Annotated in this window: 22 protein-coding genes; 9 read left to right on the top strand and 13 right to left on the bottom strand. The window is 57.2% G+C overall.

The features are described 5' to 3' along the window. The first annotated feature begins 20 nt into the window (after positions 1-20). Entirely contained in the window at positions 21-2228 is a 2208-nt protein-coding gene (gene dcp / locus ACCC84_RS04510; RefSeq protein WP_371901588.1) for a peptidyl-dipeptidase Dcp, read from the top strand. Between the two features lie 146 nt (positions 2229-2374). Beyond that, on the top strand, positions 2375-3589 hold the full coding sequence (locus ACCC84_RS04515) for a serine hydrolase domain-containing protein (RefSeq protein ID WP_004963186.1): 1215 nt from the start codon (positions 2375-2377) through the stop codon (positions 3587-3589). A 32-nt stretch (positions 3590-3621) separates the two neighbouring features. On the opposite strand, the gene ACCC84_RS04520 is transcribed toward ACCC84_RS04515, so the two are convergent. The 5 genes from ACCC84_RS04520 to ACCC84_RS04540 form a co-directional block, all read right to left on the bottom strand. Continuing rightward, positions 3622-4932, bottom strand: a complete 1311-nt coding sequence (locus ACCC84_RS04520) for an MFS transporter (RefSeq protein WP_004963183.1) — start codon at positions 4930-4932, stop codon at positions 3622-3624. 128 nt (positions 4933-5060) lie between these two features. After that, positions 5061-5744, bottom strand: coding sequence for an N-carbamoylsarcosine amidohydrolase (locus ACCC84_RS04525; RefSeq protein ID WP_004963180.1), 684 nt, complete (start codon positions 5742-5744; stop codon positions 5061-5063). A 10-nt stretch (positions 5745-5754) separates the two neighbouring features. After that, complete coding sequence (locus tag ACCC84_RS04530) at positions 5755-6510, bottom strand: maleate cis-trans isomerase family protein (RefSeq protein WP_004963178.1); 756 nt, start codon at positions 6508-6510, stop codon at positions 5755-5757. 15 nt (positions 6511-6525) lie between these two features. After that, on the bottom strand, positions 6526-7320 hold the full coding sequence (locus ACCC84_RS04535) for an alpha/beta fold hydrolase (RefSeq protein WP_004963176.1): 795 nt from the start codon (positions 7318-7320) through the stop codon (positions 6526-6528). Next, positions 7317-8468, bottom strand: coding sequence for an FAD-dependent monooxygenase (locus ACCC84_RS04540; RefSeq protein ID WP_004963173.1), 1152 nt, complete (start codon positions 8466-8468; stop codon positions 7317-7319). Before ACCC84_RS04540 ends, ACCC84_RS04535 begins: the two co-directional genes overlap by 4 nt. 329 nt (positions 8469-8797) lie before the next feature. On the opposite strand from ACCC84_RS04540, the gene ACCC84_RS04545 reads away from it, so the two are divergent. From ACCC84_RS04545 to ACCC84_RS04560, 4 genes are all read left to right on the top strand, one after another. Beyond that, the gene (locus ACCC84_RS04545) at positions 8798-9856 is read left to right on the top strand and encodes a 2,5-dihydroxypyridine 5,6-dioxygenase (RefSeq protein WP_004963169.1); all 1059 of its coding nucleotides are present in this window, start codon (positions 8798-8800) and stop codon (positions 9854-9856) included. Positions 9857-9928: 72 nt separating this feature from the next. Further along, positions 9929-10402 carry a MarR family winged helix-turn-helix transcriptional regulator gene (locus tag ACCC84_RS04550; RefSeq protein WP_004963166.1) on the top strand — a complete coding sequence of 158 codons (474 nt, stop codon included), beginning with the start codon at positions 9929-9931 and terminating at the stop codon, positions 10400-10402. A gap of 75 nt (positions 10403-10477) precedes the next feature. Next, positions 10478-11011, top strand: coding sequence for a (2Fe-2S)-binding protein (locus tag ACCC84_RS04555; RefSeq protein ID WP_371901590.1), 534 nt, complete (start codon positions 10478-10480; stop codon positions 11009-11011). Next, positions 11004-14567 (top strand): molybdopterin cofactor-binding domain-containing protein, encoded by a 3564-nt coding sequence (locus ACCC84_RS04560; protein ID WP_371901591.1) that lies wholly within the window; start codon positions 11004-11006, stop codon positions 14565-14567. The genes ACCC84_RS04555 and ACCC84_RS04560 overlap by 8 nt, the downstream gene beginning before the upstream one ends. Before the next feature lie 29 nt (positions 14568-14596). Here the strand turns inward: ACCC84_RS04560 and hpxO are convergent, their stop codons facing one another. The 7 genes from hpxO to ACCC84_RS04595 form a co-directional block, all read right to left on the bottom strand. Continuing rightward, the gene (gene hpxO, locus ACCC84_RS04565) at positions 14597-15754 is read right to left on the bottom strand and encodes an FAD-dependent urate hydroxylase HpxO (RefSeq protein WP_371901592.1); all 1158 of its coding nucleotides are present in this window, start codon (positions 15752-15754) and stop codon (positions 14597-14599) included. 54 nt (positions 15755-15808) lie between these two features. After that, positions 15809-15970 carry a hypothetical protein gene (locus tag ACCC84_RS04570; protein WP_198773110.1) on the bottom strand — a complete coding sequence of 54 codons (162 nt, stop codon included), beginning with the start codon at positions 15968-15970 and terminating at the stop codon, positions 15809-15811. 228 nt (positions 15971-16198) lie between these two features. After that, on the bottom strand, positions 16199-16732 hold the full coding sequence (locus tag ACCC84_RS04575; RefSeq protein WP_004963154.1) for an SRPBCC family protein: 534 nt from the start codon (positions 16730-16732) through the stop codon (positions 16199-16201). Between the two features lie 3 nt (positions 16733-16735). Further along, positions 16736-17083, bottom strand: coding sequence for an ArsR/SmtB family transcription factor (locus tag ACCC84_RS04580; RefSeq protein ID WP_004963151.1), 348 nt, complete (start codon positions 17081-17083; stop codon positions 16736-16738). Between the two features lie 187 nt (positions 17084-17270). Then, a complete protein-coding gene (locus tag ACCC84_RS04585) occupies positions 17271-18032 on the bottom strand; it encodes a hypothetical protein (protein ID WP_241971966.1) in 762 nt (253 codons plus the stop codon). A gap of 19 nt (positions 18033-18051) precedes the next feature. After that, on the bottom strand, positions 18052-18252 hold the full coding sequence (locus ACCC84_RS04590) for a hypothetical protein (protein ID WP_004963142.1): 201 nt from the start codon (positions 18250-18252) through the stop codon (positions 18052-18054). Positions 18253-18346: 94 nt separating this feature from the next. Continuing rightward, complete coding sequence (locus tag ACCC84_RS04595) at positions 18347-18499, bottom strand: con-10 family general stress protein (protein ID WP_004963140.1); 153 nt, start codon at positions 18497-18499, stop codon at positions 18347-18349. 381 nt (positions 18500-18880) lie between these two features. Between ACCC84_RS04595 and yghX the strand changes: the two genes are divergently transcribed. Next, positions 18881-19768, top strand: a complete 888-nt coding sequence (yghX, locus tag ACCC84_RS04600; protein WP_198773109.1) for a YghX family hydrolase — start codon at positions 18881-18883, stop codon at positions 19766-19768. Positions 19769-19800: 32 nt separating this feature from the next. Here the strand turns inward: yghX and ACCC84_RS04605 are convergent, their stop codons facing one another. Beyond that, positions 19801-20202 (bottom strand): RidA family protein, encoded by a 402-nt coding sequence (locus ACCC84_RS04605; protein ID WP_371901593.1) that lies wholly within the window; start codon positions 20200-20202, stop codon positions 19801-19803. Positions 20203-20344: 142 nt separating this feature from the next. Here ACCC84_RS04605 and ACCC84_RS04610 point away from each other — a divergent pair, with 142 nt between their 5' ends. Together ACCC84_RS04610 and ACCC84_RS04615 are read left to right on the top strand one after the other, a co-directional pair. Continuing rightward, positions 20345-20935 carry a TetR/AcrR family transcriptional regulator gene (locus ACCC84_RS04610; RefSeq protein ID WP_273868158.1) on the top strand — a complete coding sequence of 197 codons (591 nt, stop codon included), beginning with the start codon at positions 20345-20347 and terminating at the stop codon, positions 20933-20935. 121 nt (positions 20936-21056) lie between these two features. Continuing rightward, on the top strand, positions 21057-21494 hold the full coding sequence (locus ACCC84_RS04615; RefSeq protein ID WP_004963125.1) for an NUDIX hydrolase: 438 nt from the start codon (positions 21057-21059) through the stop codon (positions 21492-21494). Positions 21495-21659 lie beyond the last annotated feature (165 nt).

Below are 21659 nucleotides of genomic sequence, written 5' to 3' on the forward strand. Positions count from 1 at the left end.
ACATGGAGGAGTTTCGAGAGATGCGTTTATCCACCTTAGTACTGGCAATTGGCGTTGCGCTAGCCAGCCAGGCGCAAGCCGAAGAAACCAGACTGGATTCCGACCACACCGGTGTGCCAAGCGGCCAGGTGAAGGAGGTGAATGTGACCGGTGAAGCCAACCAGGATCTGCCGAAAAAGAACGCCAACCCGTTCTTCTACCAGAGCCGTCTGCCGTTCCAGGCGCCGCCGTTTGATCAGATCAAGGAAACGGACTACGCGCCGGCCATCGACGCGGGGATTAAACAGAAGCTGGAGGAAGTCGAGAAAATCGCCAATAACCCGGCCAAGCCAAGTTTTAACAATACCTTTATCGCGTTGGAAAAATCCGGCGCGTTGCTGACACGGGTAATGAACGTGTTCAGCGCCATGACTTCGGCCAATACCAACGATGCGCTGCAAAAGCTGGATGAAGAAACCTCGCCCAAGCTGGCCGCGCTCGATGACGCCATCATGCTCAACAGCAAGCTGTTCGCCCGTATCAAGGCGATTTACCAGCAACGCGAAACGTTGGAGCTGGATGACGAATCACGTCGGTTGGTGGAGGTGACCTATCAGGACTTTGTGCTGGCCGGCGCCAACCTGTCCGACGCCGATAAAAGTAAATTGAAGGCGTTGAACCAGGAAGCGGCAACCCTCAGTACCCAGTTCACCAACAAACTGCTGGCAGCGAGCAAAAACGGCGCGTTGGCGGTGAGTGACAACAGCAAGCTGGACGGTCTGTCCGATGGGGAAATCGCCGCCGCAGCGCAGGCAGCCAGTGAACGCAAGCTGGACAAGCAGTGGCTGCTGGTGTTGCAAAACACCACCCAACAGCCCAGCCTGCAAAGCCTGAAGGACAGGGAAACCCGCCAGGCGCTGTTTGACGCCTCCTGGACCCGTGCCGAAAAGGGCGACGCCAACGACACACGCCAGACCATTGCGCGTCTGGCGAAAATCCGTTCCGAACAGGCCAGGCTGCTCGGCTTCCCGGACTACGCATCATGGAAGCTGCAAAACCAGATGGCCAAAACGCCGAAGGCGGCGCTGAGCTTTATGCGCGATATCGTGCCTGCCGCGACGGCGCGCGCACAACGCGAAGCCAAGGACATACAGGCCGTGATCGATAGCCAGAAAGGGGACTTCAAGCTGGCCGCCTGGGACTGGCAGTTCTACGCCGAACAGGTGCGCAAGGCTAAATACGACCTGGACGAATCGCAGATCAAGCCGTACTTCGAACTGAATAACGTGCTGAACAATGGCGTGTTTTACGCCGCCAACTTGCTGTACGGCATCAGCTTTAAACAACGCAAGGATATTCCGGTGTATCAGCCGGACGTGCGGGTTTATGAAGTCTTTGATAAAGACGGTAAATCATTGGCGCTGTTCTATACCGACTTCTTTAAGCGCGATAACAAGGGCGGCGGCGCCTGGATGAGCAATTTCGTCGAGCAGTCCAAACTCAACGGCACCAAACCGGTGATTTACAACGTCGCCAACTTCAGCAAACCGGCGCCGGGCCAGCCGGCGCTACTGTCATACGACGATGTGATCACCATGTTCCACGAATTTGGCCACGCTCTGCACGGCATGTTCGCCGATCAGCAGTATGCCAGCCTGTCGGGCACCAATACCGCGCGCGATTTCGTTGAGTTCCCGTCGCAGTTCAACGAACATTGGGCGCGCGATCCGAAGGTCTTTGCCCACTTCGCCAAGCACTATCAAACCGGTGAAGCGATGCCGCAGGCGCTGGTGGACAAAATCAACAAGGCCGACAAGTTCAACAAAGGCTATGACATGACCGAACTGCTGGCGGCAGCACTGCTGGACATGCACTGGCACATGTTGACCGCCGACCAGCCGCAGCAGGATGTCGACAAGTTTGAGGCGCAGTCGCTGCAAAAGGATCATATCGATCTCGGCTATGTGCCGCCGCGCTATCGCTCCAGCTACTTCCAGCACATCTGGGGCAACGGCTACGCCGCCGGTTATTACGCCTATCTGTGGACCGAAATGCTGGCGGACGATGCGTTCCAGTGGTTTAGCGAACATGGCGGCCTGACGGCTGAAAATGGCCAGCGCTTCCGTGACCAGGTATTGTCGCGCGGCAACAGTCAGGATCTGGAAAAACTGTATGTTGACTGGCGCGGCAAAGAACCGAGCATCGAGCCGATGTTGATTAATCGGGGGTTGAAAGACGAAACCAAATAACCTCGGTTTTCCCTGAGAGTGGCTACAACGCCGGTCAACCGACATTGACCGGCGTTTAACCCGTTGTCCTCGGTCTTTTCTATTGTGCGGCGACATCTACCTGCCGATGGTTTATCATGCTGCGGTTAATTTCGTACCCGTGAGCCATGACCATAAAAACTCAGATTATTCGTTGCGCGTTGGCGGGTGTTTCCCTGCTGATTTCCGGCTGCGGCACGCTATCGCGCATGCCAACCGATAGCTCGCCACAGGAAAGCGCTCGGCTGGCGTGTAACGGGGACTTGCAAAGCGAGATCGACAGCCTGGCGCAGCCCATGATCGATCAGCGGCAAACGCCGGGGCTGGTGGTCGGGGTTCTGACGCAGGACGGCGAGCAGCGTACCTATGGCTATGGCGTGACCGACTACCGGAACGGTTATCCGATCACCGGCAATACGCTGTTTGCCGTTGGATCGGTGAGCAAGGGGTTCATTGCCGAAGTGACGGTGGTGCTGGTCAACAAAGGCCTGTTTCACTGGGACGATACGCTGGACATGCTGTTGCCGGCCGGTACCCGCCTTAGCGCCGATGCGCGTAAAATTACCCTGTTGCAACTGGTCACCCACACCTCCGGCCTGCCGCGCCAAATGATGACGCCGGACATGTTCAGCGCCTTTATTACCTATCTGTTTACCGGAGATAATTTCTATCAGTCGCTGGATGATGCCGCCTTCCTTGACTATCTGACCACCTTTACCGCACCGGCGGTTGTCGAGCCGCGTTACTCCAATCTGGGCTATGCGCTGCTGGATTACATTTTGCAGTTGCGTACCGGGAAAACGGTGGAGCAGTTGACGGCGGAAAATATTCTGACGCCGCTGGGGCTGACGCATACCCGTTATCACGCATCGCGCTTGCCGGATTTCCAGCAACGCGCCATTGGCCATGCCGGCGATCAGCCGAAATTCATTCGCCGCGGCCAGCCGGTGCCGGACTGGCGTTTTTCGTCCTATATGATCGGCGCCGCCGGTTTGTACACCGACGCCAACGATTTGCTGCGCTATGCGCATGCCCATTTCGCACCGACCGGTTCGGCCGAACTTGACCAGGCATTGAAAGACTCGCTGAGGGTGCATTTTGAGCGGCCTAAAGAGGCGGCGGCGATTGCCTGGGTGGTCGATGAGGTCGGCGACCAGCAGATCACCTATCAGGTCGGCTTTATCGGCGGTTATTCCAGCTATATCGGGCTGGATCTGCGCCATAAAACGGCGGTGGTGGTGTTGCAGAACAGCTTTAACTGGACCAATAACATCGGCCATCGTCTGTTGCAGCGGATGGGCGAAGCGGCGGACGGACATTTTACCTGTCAGCCAGCGCATTAACCCCCTCTGCGTTGCGCAGAGGGGTCTGATGACTAGCGATTCACCAGCTTGGCGGGTAACGCCACTACCAGCAGCGAACTGAGCAGCAAACAGCCGGCAAACGCCCACAGCGCGCCACCGCTTTTACCGGTCAGATCCAGCGCCAGTCCCATCAGCGAATTGCTCACCAGCCCGGCGATGTTCGCCAGCGAACAGGCCAGCGCGAAGCCGGTTGCCGCCGCCGTACCTTTCAGGAAGGTGGCCGGCAGGCTGAAGAACACCGGCACTGCGCCGATAATCGCCGCCTGCGCTATCGAAAACAGCAACACCGTCGCCAACACGTTATGGGTGAAGAAGGTGCTGCCGGCCATCGCCATGGCGCCAATGATAAATGGCACGATGATATGCCAACGCCGCTCGCGCATCCGGTCCGAACTGGCACCGATCAACAGCATGCCGAGCAGTGCGGCGACGCTTGGCACCGCGGTGAGATAGCCGATCAGGGTAATGTCGGTGACACCGGCGGTTTTGATAAAGGTCGGCATCCAGAATCCCATCGCATAGGCGCTGAGCAGAATGGCGAAATCTATGCCGCCAAGCATCCACACCTTCAGATTGAGGAAACCGTCGCGGAAGCTGTGCTTGGCGTGATCGGCTTCGGCATCGTCCAGTGCCAGATCGTCGGCGATGCGCTGTTTTTCTTCATTGCTCAGCCATTTGGCCTGCTGATAGGTATTCGGTAAAAGCCAAAACGTCATCACGCCGAGCAGCACGCTGGGAATGCCTTCCAGCAAAAACAGCCACTGCCAGCCATGCAGCCCATGAGTTTGATCGAAGTGGCCCATGATCCAGCCGGACAGCGGACCGCCTATCACGCTCGACAGCGGCAGGCCGATCATGAACAGCGCGATGATACGGCCGCGTCGATAGGTCGGAAACCACAGCGTCAGATAGTACAGTACGCCGGGCAGGAAACCCGCCTCTGCCACGCCGAGCAGGAAACGCAGCCCATAGAACTGGGTGGGGGTGGTGACGAACATGGTGCAGGCGGACAGCAGCCCCCAGGTGATCATGATGCGGGCGATCCATACTTTGGCACCGACGCGCTGCAATATCAGATTACTGGGCACTTCAAACAGGATATAACCGACGAAGAACAGCCCGGCTCCCAGGCCAAACGCGGCTTCGCTCAGCTGCAGGTCGTCTGCCATCTGCAATTTGGCCAGCCCGACATTGATGCGATCGAGGTAGGCGGCCAGATAGCACAGGCACAGGAACGGGATCAGTTTCCAGGTGATTTTGCGGTACAGCAGCAGCGATTCTGCGCCCGCTTTCCCCGCCAGCGGGGTGTCAACAATGGCCATGATGTTGTGTCTCCAGGTGGTGCGTTGTGGCCTCCGGAGAGGAGGAGCTTGGTGTGTCTGCTTGTTGCCGCCCTGATGCGGGCGGTCGTTGTTATTAAGCTCTCCGTGCAGGTGGTATCTCCGTGCTGTTACCTGTGATGACGCGGTGGATCGTCGCTCGGCATTTGTTGCGTTGCATAGGTGGCCAGGTAATCGATGGCCTGCTCTTTATCCACTACGTCGCCGTATTTGCTGTCGATATCAAACAGATTGGCTTCGTGCGGGCCAGGGTGGCGATCGCCGACGCATTGGCGTACCACGATGGTGCGAAAACCGTGCTGTACCGCATCCACCGCGCTGGCGCGAATGCAGCCGCTGGTGGAACATCCCGCCAGCAGCAGGGTGTCGACCCCCAGCGTAACCAGCATGGGTGCCAACGCGGTGCCAAAGAAGGCGCTGGCGTACTGCTTGCTCAGCACCACCTCCTGTGGCAATGGCTGTACCTGTGGGCAGAATGCCGCCAGGGGGTTACCCTCCACCATGTCCTTCATTACCGGTGCTTTTTTCACCCACATGCCGCCGTCGGCAAAACGGTCAGCATGATAGCGGATATTGGTATGAATAACAGGGATCCCTTGCCGCCGCGCCGCCGCCAACAGCGCCACGCTTTCGGCTACCGCACTGACCACGCCGGGGGCATACAGCGGCGCGCCCTCGGTGGTATAACCCTGCATAAAATCGATCATCAGCAGCGCCGGACGCTGGCCGAAGCCGATGCGGTGCCCCCATACGCCACGGTAGTTGTCGCTGGCGGCGTTGTCTGTGGTTTCCATCAGCGGTTCCTCAGTACGCGCCGGACAGCAGGGCGCCGGCACCGGGAACGATCGGCTCCAGTTCCAGTGCGGTCAGCATGGCGTAAGTCGTGGCGATGGCGGCGGTGACCACCGGCTTGCCGGTCTGCGCCTCGACGGTGGCCACTGCCGACAGCGATGGCATTTGTACGCAGGCGGAAAGCACAATCGCATCCACGCCGCTGACGTCAAGCTGCGCGACGATGGCCGGCAGTTTGGCCGGATCGTGACGGCCGACCGCCAGGTTGTCGGCGATTTCCAGCGCATGCCATACGCTGACTTCGACGCCTTCATGCTCGATATAGTCCACCACCAGCTGTGTCAGCGGTTTCATGTACGGCGCCACCAGCGCGATGCGTTTGGCACCCAGCACCTTCAGCGCGTTAACCAGGGCGCCGGCACTGCTGATCACCGGCGCGGCGGCGTCATTGTCCCGGGTAACCTGCGCCAGCCGTGCCTGCGACTCACGGTGATAGCCGAGGCCCATCGACATGATCGCCACCAGACAGGCATAGCCGAGCACATCAACCCGCGCGTCGGACAGTTCCAGCGCACAGCGATCGGACTCGCCATCCATCGCCGCCAGTTCCTCTTTGCGTACGTGCTTCATGCGCATGCGGCTGGAATGGAAGGTAAAGCGCTCTTCCGGGCGGATCAGCTGGCGTGCCAGCAGCATCGCCGGGATTTCGGTTTCCATGGTGGTGTTGGAGCTGGGCACAATTTGGCCGATACGGTAGTTTTTGCTCATGAGATGACTCCTTAATTAGCCAAGAAAATCGCCGAGGGCCTGGAAGAAACCTTCCTCGTCGTCCCACGGGATCATATGGCCGGCGTTTTCGACCACCACCACGCTGATTTCTGGTTGCAAGGCGCAAATTTCGGCGCGATCTTCCGGCAGGATCACCTCGCCTTTGCCTGCCACCATCAGCAGCGTCGGCATGGTTAGACGCGGGTAATCCTGATGACTGTCCACCTGGTGAAAATCGGTGTAGGCCCGTTCGATCGCCGGTTCATAGCAGGTATGCAGCCATTCGGCGCGTAACTGGCGCTGTTCTTCGCTCCAGGTCGGGCAGTAGGCGCGCATCTGCTCGGCGCTGATGCCGGCCTCGGCGGCGCGAATCGAGTCGGCGTACCACGGCCATTTTCCCGGATAGGCACGTCGACCGGGGCCGGATACCGGTGGGTCGACCAGCACCACGCGCTGCACACCCTGTGGATGCTGCGCCGCAGCGCGCAGGGCAAAGCGTGCGCCCATCGAATGTCCCAGCAGCGAGTAGCGACTCAGGCCCAGCGCAGTCGCGAAGGCGGTAACGTCCTGCGCACAGGTTTCGGCATCGTACGCCAAATCGGGACCGCTGGCGGACAGGCCGCGGCCGCGCACGTCCAGCACGTAGGTGTCGTATCTTTCGCCCAACCGTTCAGCGACGAAGCCCCAGGTGATTGCCGGGCTGGTAATTCCCGGGATCAGGATCAGCGCCGGACCGCTGCCGCCGTAGCGCAGGTAATGCTGGCGGATGCCGTTGGCCTGCAACTGGGCGCCATACAGGTAAGTGCTCATGCGGCGTTCTCCGATTTCAGCGCCTGTGAATACAGGTCATAACCATATACCCAGGCCGGATCTTCCTGGCTGCGCAGGAAAGTATTGGCATTGGATACCGCCTGCACGCGTGAGGCGCGTTCTTTGCGGTTGGCTTCATATAGCTGGAAGGCGGTACGGTAATCCCCAAGGCCGGTTTCTTGCAGACAGCGAGCCAGCATGGCAGCGTCTTCAATTGCCATCGCCGCCCCTTGCGCCATATGCGGCTTCATCGGGTGACAGGCGTCGCCCAACAGCACCATCCGGCCCTCGCTCCACAAAGGCAGCGGTTTGCGATTGAGCAGCGGCCATTTGGTGACCTGTTCGCTGGATTCGATCAACGCTTGCACGATCGGGTGGTAGTTGGCGAAGGTGGCAAACATCTCTTCTCGACTGCTGTCGATAAAGCTGCCCTTAAAATCCCATGCCGGGTGTGGCACGCCGCTGACGTAATAATATTCATCGCGACGTTTGGTGGTGTAATAGACCATCAGATGACGGTCTTCGGACCACCATTTCACACAGTCTTCAAACGTCAGGTTGTATTTCGCCAGTTTTTCGCCGCGGATCAGCGCGCGGTGAGCAACCCAACCGCTGTAGGTCGGTGCTTCCACCCCCAGCAGATGTTCGCGAATGCGCGAGTTGATACCGTCGGCGCCAATAACGATATCGGCATGGGTGATCGTGCCGTCGACAAAGCGCAGTTCCACATCATTGTCACGTTCTTCAATGCCGCTCAGGCATTTGCCAAAGTGCAGCGTACCGGGCTGCAATGCTTCCAGTTGCAAGGCCTGCAAATCGCCACGGTGCACCGTTACATAGGCGGCGCCGTACTCTTTGCGGGCAAAATCGCCGAGCGGTATGCGTGACAGATAGTCACCGCTCTCGGCATCGCGGCTGAACCAGAAGTCGGGATGCGAGGCCATTTGTTCCAACGGTTGTTCGATACCGATACGGCGGAAGATCTTGAGGACGTTCGGCCCCATGTGAATACCGGCACCCAGGCGCGAAAAAGCCGGGCTCTGTTCGTACAAATCGACGGTAAAGCCGGCCTTTTGCAACAGTGCGGTAGCGGCAGCGCCACCCAGGCCTGCGCCTACGACGGCGATGCGAGGTTGTTTACTCATCATTTTTCCCCTGTTTGTGGTGTTTCAGCGTGTCATCCGGGTAGAAGCTGGACGATCGATTTATAGTGTATGCACTGAATAACGCAAAGTTACATAACTGTTAAATTAGATCTGGCTCACGCTAATTATCGGCGCGCTGCTGTTATGTTGATGTTAATTGCAAGCTATGGTGCCGGTGAAATAGGATTTGCTTATGTGTGACTCAGGTCGCTTGCAGCTAATGGTTTTTTGGTCTTAGATAGTTAAAAGAGCGTGTTCACTTTAATTTGTGCAATTCGTCATCAGTGAGCGCGTGATGTGACGGTCATTCATTCATCAACAGGAGAGATGCCATGGCGGTTAATCAGAGTCAGCTGGTCCAGCTTTTTGAACGGGTGCTCGCGTTGTCGAAGGTCGATGCTTCACAGAGCGTGGCGATCCTGAAGAGCCATTATTCGGATGCACGTACCGTGCAGGCCGCCACCGATGCGGCATTGCGTCTGGGAGCCAGGGTTTACGCCGTCGAATTGCCGTCGTTCAATCATCCTCGCGCGATGGGCAATGATATGACCGCCTACTGCGGTGACACCGCGCTGACCGGCAACCTGGCGGCGCAGCGGGCGCTGGAAGCGGCGGATCTGGTGGTTGACACCATGATGCTGCTGCATTCACCGGAGCAGGAACAGATCCTCAAGACCGGCACGCGCATATTGTTGGCAGTCGAGCCGCCTGAGGTATTGGCACGCATGTTGCCTACTGAAGAAGACAAGGTGCGGGTGCTGGCCGCCGCTGCGCTACTGGAAAAGGCCGGCGTGATGCAGGTGAAGTCGGCCGCCGGCAGCGATTTTCGCGCGCCGCTGGGTCAGTATCCGACGGTGACTGAATACGGCTATGCTGATGAACCTGGGCGTTGGGACCATTGGCCGAGTGGTTTCTTGTTTACCTGGCCGAATGAACTGCAGGCGGAAGGGGTGTTGGTACTGGACGTTGGCGATATTTTACTGCCGTTTAAGAGCTATGCACGCGAACGCATAACGCTGGAAATTGAGCAGGGCTTTGTCACCGGTATTCATGGCGGCTTCGAGGCGGAGTATCTGCGTGAATACATGAAGTATTTCAACGATCCTGAAGTGTATGGCATTTCCCACATCGGTTGGGGGCTGCAACCGCGCGCCCAGTGGACAGCGATGGGGCTGCATGACAAAAACGACGGCATGTGCATGGACGCTCGTGCGTTTTATGGCAACTTCCTGTTTTCGACCGGGCCGAATACCGAGGTGGGCGGTACGCGCAAGACGCCATGCCATATGGATATCGCGCTGCGTCGTTGCGACGTGCTGCTGGATGGTAAAACGGTAGTGGCAGAAGGGGAAGTGGTGGCGCCGGCCGCCTCTTGCGTGGCGCATCGTTGATGCGCGGCGACTGCCAAAGTTGGGGTTTTTATACTATTCTCGGTGCTTTCCATTGACGGTGAGAATAACGCAATGATGCCCCATGACAAGCAGGCGGAAGGAACAGGCAAGCCCGACAACTACCATTTTACCGAACAGGTCGGGCACTTGCTACGCAAGGTTTATCAACGCCATGTGGCGATATTTCAGCACAACGTCGGTGATTCGCAACTGACCGCGGTGCAGTTTATTACGCTTTGCGCGGTGCGGGATATGGGGCCCAGCTCGCTGACCGAGTTGGTACAGGTAACGGCGGTGGATCAGGCGACGATCCGTGGCATTATCGAACGCCTGAAAGCGCGTGAGCTGATCACCGTTTCGCCGGATCCGATCGACCGTCGCAAGGTGGTGGTCGGCTTGACCGACGCGGGGGCAACGCTATTGGTGGAAACCGTGCCACATGCGGAAAAAATTACCGAGCTGACGTTCGGCACCCTTAACCCGGCCGAACGGATCGCGTTGATATTCCTGCTGAATAAAATGCTGGAAGACCAGCCATCCGGCTGAGGCGTGAAGCGCGTCTCTGTACCGGTTGGCGGGCATTAAAACAAAAACAACCCACGCGCAGGAGAGACGCAAACCATGGCGATGACTGTTGATTCGCCCAGGGAAGGAGCGGTAACAACGCTGACGGAGCATCCATTGATGCTGTCGGTGAACGGGCAACACGTGCAGGCCCAAGTAATGGCGGATACCTCGCTGTTACTGGTATTACGTAACGATCTGGCGCTCAACGGCCCCAAGTTCGGCTGCGGTTTGGGGGAATGCGGTGCCTGCACCGTACTGATTGACGGTCTTGCCGCCCGAGCCTGCGTGATCCCGGCTCGGGGAGTGACCCAGCGCGCCATTACCACGCTGGAAGGGCTGGGCAACCGTGATTGCCTGCACCCGGTGCAACGCGCGTTTATCGAACAGCAGGCGGCGCAATGCGGTTATTGCCTGAACGGCATGATCATGACCACCAAGGCGTTGCTGGATCGTAATCCCAGCCCCAGCGACGCGGAGATCCGCCGTGCGCTGTCCGGCAACCTATGCCGTTGCGGCACTCATATTGAAATTCTCAACGCGGTAAAACGCGCCATTGAACTCTGTGGTGGCGAGGCGCGTGATGACTGAGCGCAGCGTACCGACCCAGACGGAATTGTTACAGCGTAATGGCGTCTTGCTGGTTATCGATCAGATCCAGCCGCCGCCAGGGCTGGTGCCGAAAGGCCAAACGCCGACGCTAAAACCCAAAGAGCAGGCCATATTTATCGCCATTTGCGACGATGGGCAGGTTTACGCATTTAATGGCCACGTCGATTTGGGCACCGGCGTACGCACCGCGCTGGGGCAAATCGTTGCCGAGGAGCTGTCGCTGCGCATCGATCAGGTGCAGGTGGTTCTGGGCGATACCGCGCGTGCGCCTAACCAGGGGGCGACCATCGCCAGCGCCACGCTGCAAATTTCTGCGGTACCGCTGCGTAATGCCGCCGCCGAAGCGCGCCGCTGGCTGCTACAGCAGGCGGCACAACGTCTGGCGCAGCCGCTGGATTCGCTGCGCCTGGACGATGGCGTGGTGCATGCCGCAGAGGGGCAAACGCTCAGTTATAGCCAGCTGGTGGCGGGCCTGCACGTAGAGCTCGGTCTTAGCGGTGATGCGCCGCTCAAACCGCATAGCGAATATCGCCTGGTTGGCACCAGCGCCGCGCGGGTAGATATTCCCGCCAAGGCGACCGGTGAAACGACCTTTGTGCATGACATGCGTCTGCCGAATATGCTGCATGGCCGGGTAGTCCGCCCGCCGTATGCCGGTTATGACAGCGGTGAATTTGTCGGCACCAGTCTGTTGGCGGTGGATGAACGGTCGATCGCGCATATTCCGGGGATCGTCAAGCTGGTGGTGATCGAAGACTTTATCGGCATCGTTGCCGAGCGCGAAGATCAGGCAATGAAAGCCGCGCAGGCATTGCAGGTCAGTTGGAAGGACTGGCGGCGCAATCTGCCGCAAATGACCGACCTGACGCAGGCGCTGCATGATAACCCGCACAGTACGCGGGTGGTGCACGATACCGGCAATGTTGACGCGGCGCTGGCGGCGCTCGACCAGCGTTTCACTCGCCGCTATTTGTGGCCGTATCAGTTGCATGCGTCGATCGGCCCCTCCTGTGCGCTGGCAGACTATCAGCCCGAGCGGCTGCGCGTGTGGTCCGGCAGCCAGAACCCGCATCTGCTGCGTGCAGATCTGGCCTGGTTGCTGGAGTACCCGGAGCAACAGATCGACATTATTCGTATGGAAGCGGCCGGCTGTTATGGCCGCAACTGTGCCGATGATGTCTGCGCCGATGCGGCGTTGCTGTCGCGGGCGGTGGGCCGCCCGGTGCGCGTGCAGTTGACCCGTGAACAGGAACACCTGTGGGAGCCGAAAGGCACCGCCCAACTGATGGAGGTGGACGGTGGTCTGGACGCCGACGGCCAGTTGGCAGCCTATGATTTCCGTACCTATTATCCGTCCAACGGTGCGCCAACGCTGGCGCTGCTGCTGACCGGGCGGGTTGAGCCGGTACCGGTGGCCTACGAAATGGGCGACCGTACCTCGATTCCGCCGTATGACTACCCGGCGATGCGCATCAGTATTGAAGACATGGCGCCCATTGTCCGAGCCTCATGGCTGCGCGGCGTGTCGGCGATGCCCAACACCTTCGCCCACGAATCCTATATTGATGAACTGGCAGTTGCCGCCGGCGTCGATCCGCTGGAATACCGCCTGCGTTATATCAAGGATCCGCGTGCCATCGAACTGATGCGCAACACCGCCGAACGTGCCGGTTGGCAACCGCACACCGTACCGATGCAAACCGCCGCCGAAGACGGCGTGCTGCGCGGGCGGGGTTTTGCCTATGCACGTTACATTCACAGTAAATTCCCCGGCTTCGGTGCGGCATGGGCGGCGTGGGTTGCCGACGTTGCGATTGACAAAACCAGCGGCGAAGTGGCCGTCACGCGTATCGTCGTTGGCCACGATGCCGGCATGATGGTCAATCCGGACGGCGTGCGCCACCAGATCCACGGCAATGTGATCCAGTCGACCAGCCGGGTGTTAAAGGAGCGTGTCACTTTCGAACAATCGACGGTGTCGAGCAAGGAATGGGGCGGTTATCCGATCCTTACCTTTCCGGAGGTGCCCGACGTCGAGGTGGTGATGATGCCGCGCCAGCAGGAGCCGCCGCTGGGGGCCGGTGAGTCGGCTTCGGTGCCGAGTGCCGCGGCGATCGCCAATGCGGTATTCGATGCCACCGGCATTCGTTTTCGCGAGCTGCCGATTACCGCCGATCGACTGCGTGAAGCGCTTAACGGTCCTGACCGACCGCCGGCGCCCGCCAAGGCGAGCCAAAAACGACGAAAATGGTGGTTTGGCGGTGCCGCGGGGGTGATTGGCGCACTGCTTGGCGTTGCCAGCAGCGCCTTGCCATGGCGGGCGGAAATTGCGCCGGTCAGCGCACCGGGGGCCGGCACCTGGTCTGCGGCAACCCTGGAACGCGGTCGTCAACTGGCGGCGGCGGGTGATTGTGCGGTATGTCATACCGCCGCCGACGGGGTAACCAATGCCGGCGGATTGGCAATGGAAACGCCGTTTGGCACGCTGTACAGCACCAATATTACTCCGGACGTTACCACCGGCATCGGCAACTGGTCGTTCACCGCCTTCGATCGGGCGATGCGCCAAGGCATTAGCCGCGATGGTCGCCATCTTTATCCGGCGTTCCCCTATACCGCCTTTAGCAAAATGACCGAGGGTGATATGCAGGCGCTGTATGCCTATATGATGTCGCAACCGGCGGTGAGTCAGACCAATCAGGCCAATGACATGCGCTTTCCGTTTTCCGTACGGCCGCTGCTGGCCGGTTGGAACGCGCTGTTCCTCAGGCAGGGAGAATTCAAACCGGACGTGACGCAAACCGCGCAGTGGAACCGCGGATCGTATCTGGTCAACGGCCTGGGTCATTGTGCAGCCTGTCATTCTCCGCGTAACCTGCTGGGAGCGGAAAAGGGTGGCACCAGCTTCCTGGCCGGTGCGATGGTGGACGGTTGGCAAGCGCCTGCGCTGAACAATCTGGCGAATGCCGATAAACCCTGGAGTGAGGAGCAGCTATTTCAGTACCTGAGCAGTGGCCATTCGGCTGAACATGGCGTTGCCGCCGGGCCGATGGGCCCGGTGGTCAGCGAGCTGGCTACGCTGCCGCAAAGCGATCTGCGCGCGATGGCCAACTATCTGATCTCGCTCAGTGAGCCCGCCAGATTAAATACGCAACCGCAGGTAAGCGCGCTGGCCGCCGCCGCACCGCAGGTGTCGCAGCAGGCCGGTGAACGGTTGTTCCAGGGGGCCTGTCAGGCATGCCATAGTGCCAGCAGCGGCGGGCCGCAGCTGTTCGGCGTCAGTCCCGATTTGGCGAATAACACCAATATCTTCAGCGACAGGCCTGACAACCTGATAAAAGTGATCCTGCAAGGTATTGCGCAACCTGCAACCACCGAACTCGGCTATATGCCGGGTTTCAAAGACAGTTTTTCCGATCGACAGGTGGCGGACCTGGTGAACTATCTGCGTCAGCGCTATGCCGGGCAAAAACCGGCCTGGCAAGAGGTTGAGGCGCAGGTGGCGCGTTTGCGCGCCAATCCTGGAACGCACTGAACGGCGCTGATTGCACAGCGCCGCGTCGATTATGCCAGCGGCCCGCCGAGAATGGTTTCTTTCATGCCTGACAGGATGCGGTCGCCGGTTTCTGTTTTTAGCTCTTCGTACCAATCGCGGGTGACGGCCATTTCTTTACCGTGAGTGACGTCGCAGCGTTTGCGGGCTTTCAACACCAGATCCTTGACGCGATAGCTGCGTTTTTCCTGATAACGCAGCAGCGCATCTTCCACGCCAAGCGAATTGGTTTGCAGCGCAATCGCCAGCACCACCGCGTCTTCCATCGCCGCGCAGCCACCCTGGCCGATGTCCGGCGTGGTGCTGTGGCCGGCATCGCCCAATAACGCCACGCGGCCGCGCACCAGGCGTTCAAACGGCTCGATGTCGTGGATCTCGATGCGGTTGGTGGTGGCGGGATCGATAGCGGCGATCAGTTTTTGCACCGGCTCAGCCCAGCCGCTGAAGTAGCGCTGCAGGTCGGCGCGGGCGGTAGTGCGATCTTCCGGCAGCCCGATGGGCAGCGGCACATCGAAGAAGAAATAGAAACGGTTGCCCGCTACCGGCATCAGCGACACGCGTTTGCCTTCGCCAACGAACGTGGTCCATTGATTGGCCGGGGCAATCGTTTCGTCAATGGTAACCAGCCCGTTCCAATTGACGTAGCCGGCGTAACGACGTTCAACCTGATGACCCAATACGTAGGGCCGGATGACCGAATGGGTACCGTCGGCGGCGATCAGAAAGTCACCGTGCGCCTGCGAGCCGTCGTCAAACCAGGCGCTGACGCCGTCAGGGGTTTCTTCCACACCGCTGACCCGTTTGCCGAACTGCACGCGGTCGTCACCGTAGGTGGCCAGCAGCATCGCCTGCAATTCGGCACGCGCTACCGGATAGGGCCGTTCGCCAACGCTGGTGACCAGGGGATCGAGGCTAAAGCGCGTGAGTGTCTGGCCGTGCAGATATTCCTGATACGCCATGTACTGCATCGGTCCGCCAAGCTGGCGCAGTGGTTCTTTCATGCCGAGGTAATTAAGGCATTTTACGCCGTTCGGCCAGATGGAAATGGCGGCGCCGACCGGTTTGATTTGCTTGACCGCTTCAAACACCTCGGCGTTGATGCCAATGCGTTTTAGGGCAATGGCGGTACACAAGCCGCCGATACCACCACCAATAATGATTGCTTTCATCGTATGCTTCTCCTGTCATGATAGAGAGGAAAAGCAATTTCCGTACCAGTCCATTTATACCGTATTCAGGCGCAGTACCGGCAAACCGTATCTTTGTTCAGTATGCTGCTCGGTTTCATCTTCGGGATCAGGAATGGGTGATTGGCGGTATCGCCGCCGTCGTCTCGCGTAAATTTGCGCGCCAATGCTCAGCGTCGCTGCAATCAAACGGTGCATGGCTGCACCATGATGAGACGCTGGCATCGGGGAGGATGGCGGCGATGAGAGAAACCGCAGCGGGTTGGCTGAAGGGCAAATCCGTTACTGCCATTGACGGGTATTGAGCGAAAACGTGCTCTGAATTTCAAACAGCAGCAATAACCCCAGGCAGAGGGATTTACACGCAGTCGACATATGTCGCTATGTGCGACGAGGGCGCGACCGGTGGCCCTCGCCGCGGCATTGTTACAGCCTGGCGCGATATTCCTCCTGCACCCGTGCCAGCGTAGCCCAGAAGGGACGTGGCGGCTGGTGGTTGAGACGATCGACCAGAATATCCAGATGCGTATGCCAGCCGCCGGCAACGCTGAGCATTTGCTCACGAGTGGCCAATCGGCGGTGGGTAACGGTAAGCAAGACGTCGCTGCCTTGCTCGGTCAGTTCAAAAGTGACCTCGGAAGGACGGTCTTTATCCTTCTCGGCCCAGGTGAAGCTCAGCACCCGTGGTGGAAACAGGCAGGTAATATGGCCGGGATTGGTAACGCTGCCGCTGTATTGTCGGAACTCGGGCGGCGTCGGCTCACTGTCGCCAGCCAGTTGACCGTTGTTGAATAGCAACGCCAGCGGCGCACCGACTTCCAGCGTCATTTCGCCGGCCGCCAGCCAGGTGGCGCGTTTGTCGGACTCGGTCAAATAGGCCCATACGCGCTCTATCGGGCCGGGCAACAGGCGCTGGATGCGCAAGGTACCCGTTTCAATAACCATGCCGTAATCGTTCATGCTTCACTCCTCGGGAGGGGGCGGATCGGGTTGACGCAATGCCTGTTCCAACGCGTCGAGCCGATCGGCCCAGAAATGTTCATAGGTTTGCAGCCATCGCATGGCCTGCGCCATCGGCTCGGGGGCGAGCCGGCAAATATGGTTTCTTCCTTGCACGGTCCGCTGCACCAGGCCCGCCTGTTCCAGGGCTTTGATGTGCTTAGAGGCGCCAGAAAATGTCATGTTAAACGGCGCGGCCAGCTCGCCGATGCTGTGTTCGCCTTCCGCCAGCGTATGCAAAATGGTTCGCCGCGTCGGGTCGGACAGCGCATGAAAAATGGCGTCCAACTGAGAGGAAGATAATTTAACCATATGGTTGAATATAGAACGGAGTGGGGGATATTCAACCATTTTGTTTAATAAATTACCAAGGCTGTGATGTCGGTGGCAAAAATAGCCGTCTCAGGAAACGTAGGCGGAAAAGGAAGTCGATGGCAATCAACGCCATGCGGGTCATGGGTGTTACGGCTGGATAAGGTTACGCCCCGTAACCGGCAGGCTAGCGGGGCGTATCCAGCACCTTGGACGGTGCAACCGTTTCACCCAGCATTAACGGGTCAAACAGTGACAGCGATTCGATCTGATGCAGAAAAATGATTTTGCGAAAGCAGAATACCGAATCCGGCTTGCTGCTCAGATCGATCTTATTACGTTGATAATAGGCGGCATAATTGTTCTCCACCTTGATTTGCAGGGCATTTGGGTCGCGCTTACCGCTCAGTAGCGGTAGCAACACCAAATTGTCGGATGCGGTTGATTCATTTAATGCAGTATAAACCAAACCGATATATATTCGCTGTGATGCCAATGTCACTAAAACCATGTTTCCCTGTTCCATGCTCTGATATAAAATACCTTCCAGGCCATTGGTCTTGGTAAGTTTTTTATAAAGATCTTTGCGTTCAGTGGTTTTTAAACGGATGTTGGGTGAGCGTGAGGTGTGCAACAAGCATAATAATATAGCGGTGGCCAGCATTACCACCACTGGCGTTTTAATCTCCAGAAAACTCCAGTTTAAAAAATCCGCATGGTAATGAAGGTCAAGCGGATAGTGGTTTAGCGTAGCGATCAGGTTGGCGAGTTGCGAAAATATCAATAGGACCAGCCAGATAATAAAAACCACAATGATGCCCTGCAAGACAAAAATACAGCCATACAGTGCGACCAGAAAGTAAACCTCCCAACCGTAGGTGCGTTTTAACTTAAAGCGGGAAGACAAATCCCGCGTGGTGTACCAATAGCCGCAGGCCAGTAACACCATAAATATTGCCGTACCCATATCAGTACTGACTCATTTTTTTTACATGTGATTCAAAAGCCTGCATAAATTTTTCATTTTCGGTATTGACGAAGGCATTGCCGTTTTCGTCAATCCAGATATGTTCCTCTTTGTCATGTTCACCTCGGCCGGTGATATCGCTAAACAGTGATAAAAATTTTTCCGGACTGGAAAATAACGCTGTCAAGTAATGTTTCATCATGCCTCCTGAACATTGAGCCAGGCTGCGATCCCAGGATCACAGCCTGTGGCGATAGTCATTAATGCGACTAACCTTTAATCAGAAATTTTAAGGGTTAGTGCTTACCGCCTTTACGGCCTGCTTCAGAGGCTCGTTCGGGGTCATTTTTAAAGTTGCCCCCGCTTTCGCGGCCACCTTTTTTGCCCGCTTCAGAAGCGCGTTGTCTATCTTCGGCAAAATTACCTGAGCCACCACGATGTTCAGCCATAATTTCCTCCTACAGATAAATTAATATGGCAGTAAGGGTATTGCCGCCGTCAGCAACAATATTTTCCTTACGTTTTTAACCTTAGTAAATATTGCCGTCGCTGCAAGTCTAATTGGCCGTAATAAATTCACTTTCACCCTTATTCATATTTTCTGATATTTATTTAATTTGTCATTAACATATGGCTAGTTTTTTTAACAATCATTGCCGGATGAAGCGCTGTGGGGCGGCTCAGCGGCGAATACTGCCAGATGACCGATTTCGCAGGGTTACTGCCGTTGGCTGCGTGGCCGAATTTTGTTTGGTATTAGGGCGCTTTTGATCGCAGATGCGGCTAGGATTAATACAGTTTGTGCCTACTCACCTTGAGGAAAACAGCCAATGACACGTCTCACTGCCAAAGACTTTCCGCCGGAATTACTCGAGCTGTATGACTACTATGCGCACGGTAAAATTTCGCGCCGCGAGTTTCTCGATCGCGCCGCAAAATACGCGGTTGGCGGCGTGACGGCGATAATGCTATTGAACTCGCTTAGTCCGAATTACGCGCTGGCACAGCAGGTGGCGACCAACGATCCACAGATCCACGCCGGTTACATAAGCTATCCCTCACCAAACGGCCATGGCGAGGTGCGAGCCTACCAGGTTACGCCGAGCGCGGCGAGCGGGCCGCTGCCGGCTATTGTGGTGGTGCATGAGAACCGTGGTTTGAATCCCTATATCGAGGATGTAGCGCGACGGGTGGCAAAGGCCGGTTATCTGGCGCTGGCGCCGGACGGCTTGAGCTCGGTTGGCGGTTATCCTGGCAATGACGATAAAGGACGTGAGTTACAGCAGCAGGTTGATCCGCAAAAATTGATGAACGACTTTTTTGCGGCAATAGAGTTTCTGATGAAAAACGAGGCGGTGAACGGCAAGGTGGGCATCACCGGCTTTTGTTACGGTGGTGGCGTTGCCAATGCCGCAGCGGTGGCTTATCCGGAACTGGCGGCAGCGGTGCCATTTTATGGCCGTCAACCCAAGGCCGAAGATGTGCCACGCATCAAGGCTCCGCTACTGATTCATTATGCCGAACTGGATACGCGTATCAATGAAGGCTGGCCGGCTTATAAAGCAGCCTTGGAGGCCAATGAAAAAGTGTATCAAGCCTATATTTATCCAGCGGTAAATCATGGGTTTCATAACGACACCACGCCGCGTTATGACGAGGCTGCCGCTAATCTGGCCTGGGCGCGGACGCTTGAATGGTTCAAACGTTATCTTACCTGATGAGCAGCCAGGCCAGAGAGGCCGGCAGGGCATTAATGGGGTGTCGCGGGAATTCTGGCTATTACTTTGATTTCAAAATCAAAACCCGCCAGCCAGTTCACGCCGACCGCCGTCCAGTTAGGATAGGGGGCTTGCGGGAAGGTTTCACCTTTTACCGCCATAATGGTGGCGAACTGGTTTTCCGGATCGGTGTGAAAACTGGTGACATCAATGATGTCATCAAGGCTACAGCCTGCTGCAGCGAGAACCGCGCGCAGGTTGTCGAAGGCGAGCCTGACCTGGCGTTCAAAGTCGGGCTCTGGCGAACCGTCGGTTCGGCTGCCGACCTGTCCGGAAACAAACAGCAGATCGCCGGAGCGGATTGCTGCCGAATAGCCGTGTTGTTGGTATAAAGCATGGCGATTGGCGGGAAAGACGGCTTCGCGTTGGCTCATGTTCTTATCCTCTCATCATATTAATTACAGTAGGACTACGCAGGGACGGTATAATTTCATATACTCTCCGTATGTAAATTAATCACACATACGGTACGTATGTCAAATAATATACGAAGCGTATATGAAAAAGGAGTGTCAAATGGCAGCCAGACGTAGAGCAGAAACCATGGAAGAAAACCGTATCAAACTGATCGCGGCGGCAAGAAAAGCCTTTGCAATCAATGGATTTTCCGCGGCGTCAATGGACGATTTGACTGCCAGCGTTGGGCTGACTCGCGGGGCGATTTACCATAACTTTGGTGATAAAAAAGGCTTGCTGGCTGCGGTTGTGGCGCAGGTCGACGGTGAAATGGCGGCACGAGCAAAACAGATGGCCAGCAGCGCCGAGGATGACTGGGGCAAAATGCTGGCCGAGGGCGTAGCGTATATCAAGATGGCGCTCGATCCTGAAATACAACGTATCGTCCTGCTGGACGGACCGGCATTTCTTGGCGATCCGTCACGTTGGCCCAGTCAGAATGCCTGCCTGGATGTTACCCGACAAACCATCGCGGCGATGGCGGCGAACGGTATTTTAAAACCGGTTGATGTCGAAGCCGCGGCCAGACTGCTCAACGGCGCAGCGCTGAACGCCGCACTGTGGGTGGCGGCCAGTGAAACACCGGAAGCCACATTACCCAAGGCTATCGAGGCATTCCATTATCTGGCGGCGGGCTTTAAGGCAGATTAAATACGTAGGCAACTTGGCTATGACTGTTTTTTACCCGATAAAATGACGCGTTCTGAGCAAATCTGCAGGGTCAGAGTAGCCAACAACCTGCAGAATTCATCTAGCGCAATCTGGAGATACTATGCGATCGCGACCGGCAGCCAGACTTTTGGTTATTGATTCGGCGGGAAAGGTGTTGCTGTTCCGGTTTAGACATCGTACCGGGGCGCTGGCAGGAAACATCTACTGGGCAACGCCAGGCGGCGGCGTCGAGTCAGGTGAAACATTCGAGCAGGCAGCAAGCCGAGAGCTGCAAGAAGAAACCGGGCTTATCACTAATGAAATGACGTACGTGGCGCAACGAAATTTCATCATGAGTTTATCCAGCGGTGAGTTGGTGAACGCCGAAGAGCGGTTTTATCTGGTGCGAGCGGTTAGCCATCAGATCGACGCTACTCATTGGAGCACGGAAGAAAAGCAGGTTATCGATTTGCATCATTGGTGGAGTGAAGATGAACTGGCGACAACTCGCGAGATTGTTTATCCGACGGGGCTGGCTGAGATGCTGGCTGCAATCTAAAAAAAGCAATATGGTAGAAAGTCGTTTTGGCTGATGGCTATCAACCAAGACCTGGCCAGCGGATGTAAAGCCCAGAATCCCAGAATTCAGCTAACGCCACCTTGGTGCGCATAATGTATATTATGTTAAATTGCATTGAGGGATACGTACCAGACTGTCTGTCTG

The sequence above is a fragment of the Serratia odorifera genome, from assembly GCF_041448735.1.
GTDB lineage: Bacteria > Pseudomonadota > Gammaproteobacteria > Enterobacterales > Enterobacteriaceae > Serratia_F > Serratia_F odorifera.

Excerpts from the sequence above, each read along its gene's own strand:
- dcp (WP_371901588.1), top strand. The coding sequence starts at position 21 with ATGCGTTTATCCACCTTAGTACTGGCAATTGGCGTTGCGCTAGCCAGC.
- ACCC84_RS04515 (WP_004963186.1), top strand. The coding sequence starts at position 2,375 with ATGACCATAAAAACTCAGATTATTCGTTGCGCGTTGGCGGGTGTTTCC.
- ACCC84_RS04520 (WP_004963183.1), bottom strand. The coding sequence starts at position 4,932 with ATGGCCATTGTTGACACCCCGCTGGCGGGGAAAGCGGGCGCAGAATCG.
- ACCC84_RS04525 (WP_004963180.1), bottom strand. The coding sequence starts at position 5,744 with ATGGAAACCACAGACAACGCCGCCAGCGACAACTACCGTGGCGTATGG.
- ACCC84_RS04530 (WP_004963178.1), bottom strand. The coding sequence starts at position 6,510 with ATGAGCAAAAACTACCGTATCGGCCAAATTGTGCCCAGCTCCAACACC.
- ACCC84_RS04535 (WP_004963176.1), bottom strand. The coding sequence starts at position 7,320 with ATGAGCACTTACCTGTATGGCGCCCAGTTGCAGGCCAACGGCATCCGC.
- ACCC84_RS04540 (WP_004963173.1), bottom strand. The coding sequence starts at position 8,468 with ATGATGAGTAAACAACCTCGCATCGCCGTCGTAGGCGCAGGCCTGGGT.
- ACCC84_RS04545 (WP_004963169.1), top strand. The coding sequence starts at position 8,798 with ATGGCGGTTAATCAGAGTCAGCTGGTCCAGCTTTTTGAACGGGTGCTC.
- ACCC84_RS04550 (WP_004963166.1), top strand. The coding sequence starts at position 9,929 with ATGATGCCCCATGACAAGCAGGCGGAAGGAACAGGCAAGCCCGACAAC.
- ACCC84_RS04555 (WP_371901590.1), top strand. The coding sequence starts at position 10,478 with ATGGCGATGACTGTTGATTCGCCCAGGGAAGGAGCGGTAACAACGCTG.
- ACCC84_RS04560 (WP_371901591.1), top strand. The coding sequence starts at position 11,004 with ATGACTGAGCGCAGCGTACCGACCCAGACGGAATTGTTACAGCGTAAT.
- hpxO (WP_371901592.1), bottom strand. The coding sequence starts at position 15,754 with ATGAAAGCAATCATTATTGGTGGTGGTATCGGCGGCTTGTGTACCGCC.
- ACCC84_RS04570 (WP_198773110.1), bottom strand. The coding sequence starts at position 15,970 with ATGCACCGTTTGATTGCAGCGACGCTGAGCATTGGCGCGCAAATTTAC.
- ACCC84_RS04575 (WP_004963154.1), bottom strand. The coding sequence starts at position 16,732 with ATGAACGATTACGGCATGGTTATTGAAACGGGTACCTTGCGCATCCAG.
- ACCC84_RS04580 (WP_004963151.1), bottom strand. The coding sequence starts at position 17,083 with ATGGTTAAATTATCTTCCTCTCAGTTGGACGCCATTTTTCATGCGCTG.
- ACCC84_RS04585 (WP_241971966.1), bottom strand. The coding sequence starts at position 18,032 with ATGGTGTTACTGGCCTGCGGCTATTGGTACACCACGCGGGATTTGTCT.
- ACCC84_RS04590 (WP_004963142.1), bottom strand. The coding sequence starts at position 18,252 with ATGATGAAACATTACTTGACAGCGTTATTTTCCAGTCCGGAAAAATTT.
- ACCC84_RS04595 (WP_004963140.1), bottom strand. The coding sequence starts at position 18,499 with ATGGCTGAACATCGTGGTGGCTCAGGTAATTTTGCCGAAGATAGACAA.
- yghX (WP_198773109.1), top strand. The coding sequence starts at position 18,881 with ATGACACGTCTCACTGCCAAAGACTTTCCGCCGGAATTACTCGAGCTG.
- ACCC84_RS04605 (WP_371901593.1), bottom strand. The coding sequence starts at position 20,202 with ATGAGCCAACGCGAAGCCGTCTTTCCCGCCAATCGCCATGCTTTATAC.
- ACCC84_RS04610 (WP_273868158.1), top strand. The coding sequence starts at position 20,345 with ATGGCAGCCAGACGTAGAGCAGAAACCATGGAAGAAAACCGTATCAAA.
- ACCC84_RS04615 (WP_004963125.1), top strand. The coding sequence starts at position 21,057 with ATGCGATCGCGACCGGCAGCCAGACTTTTGGTTATTGATTCGGCGGGA.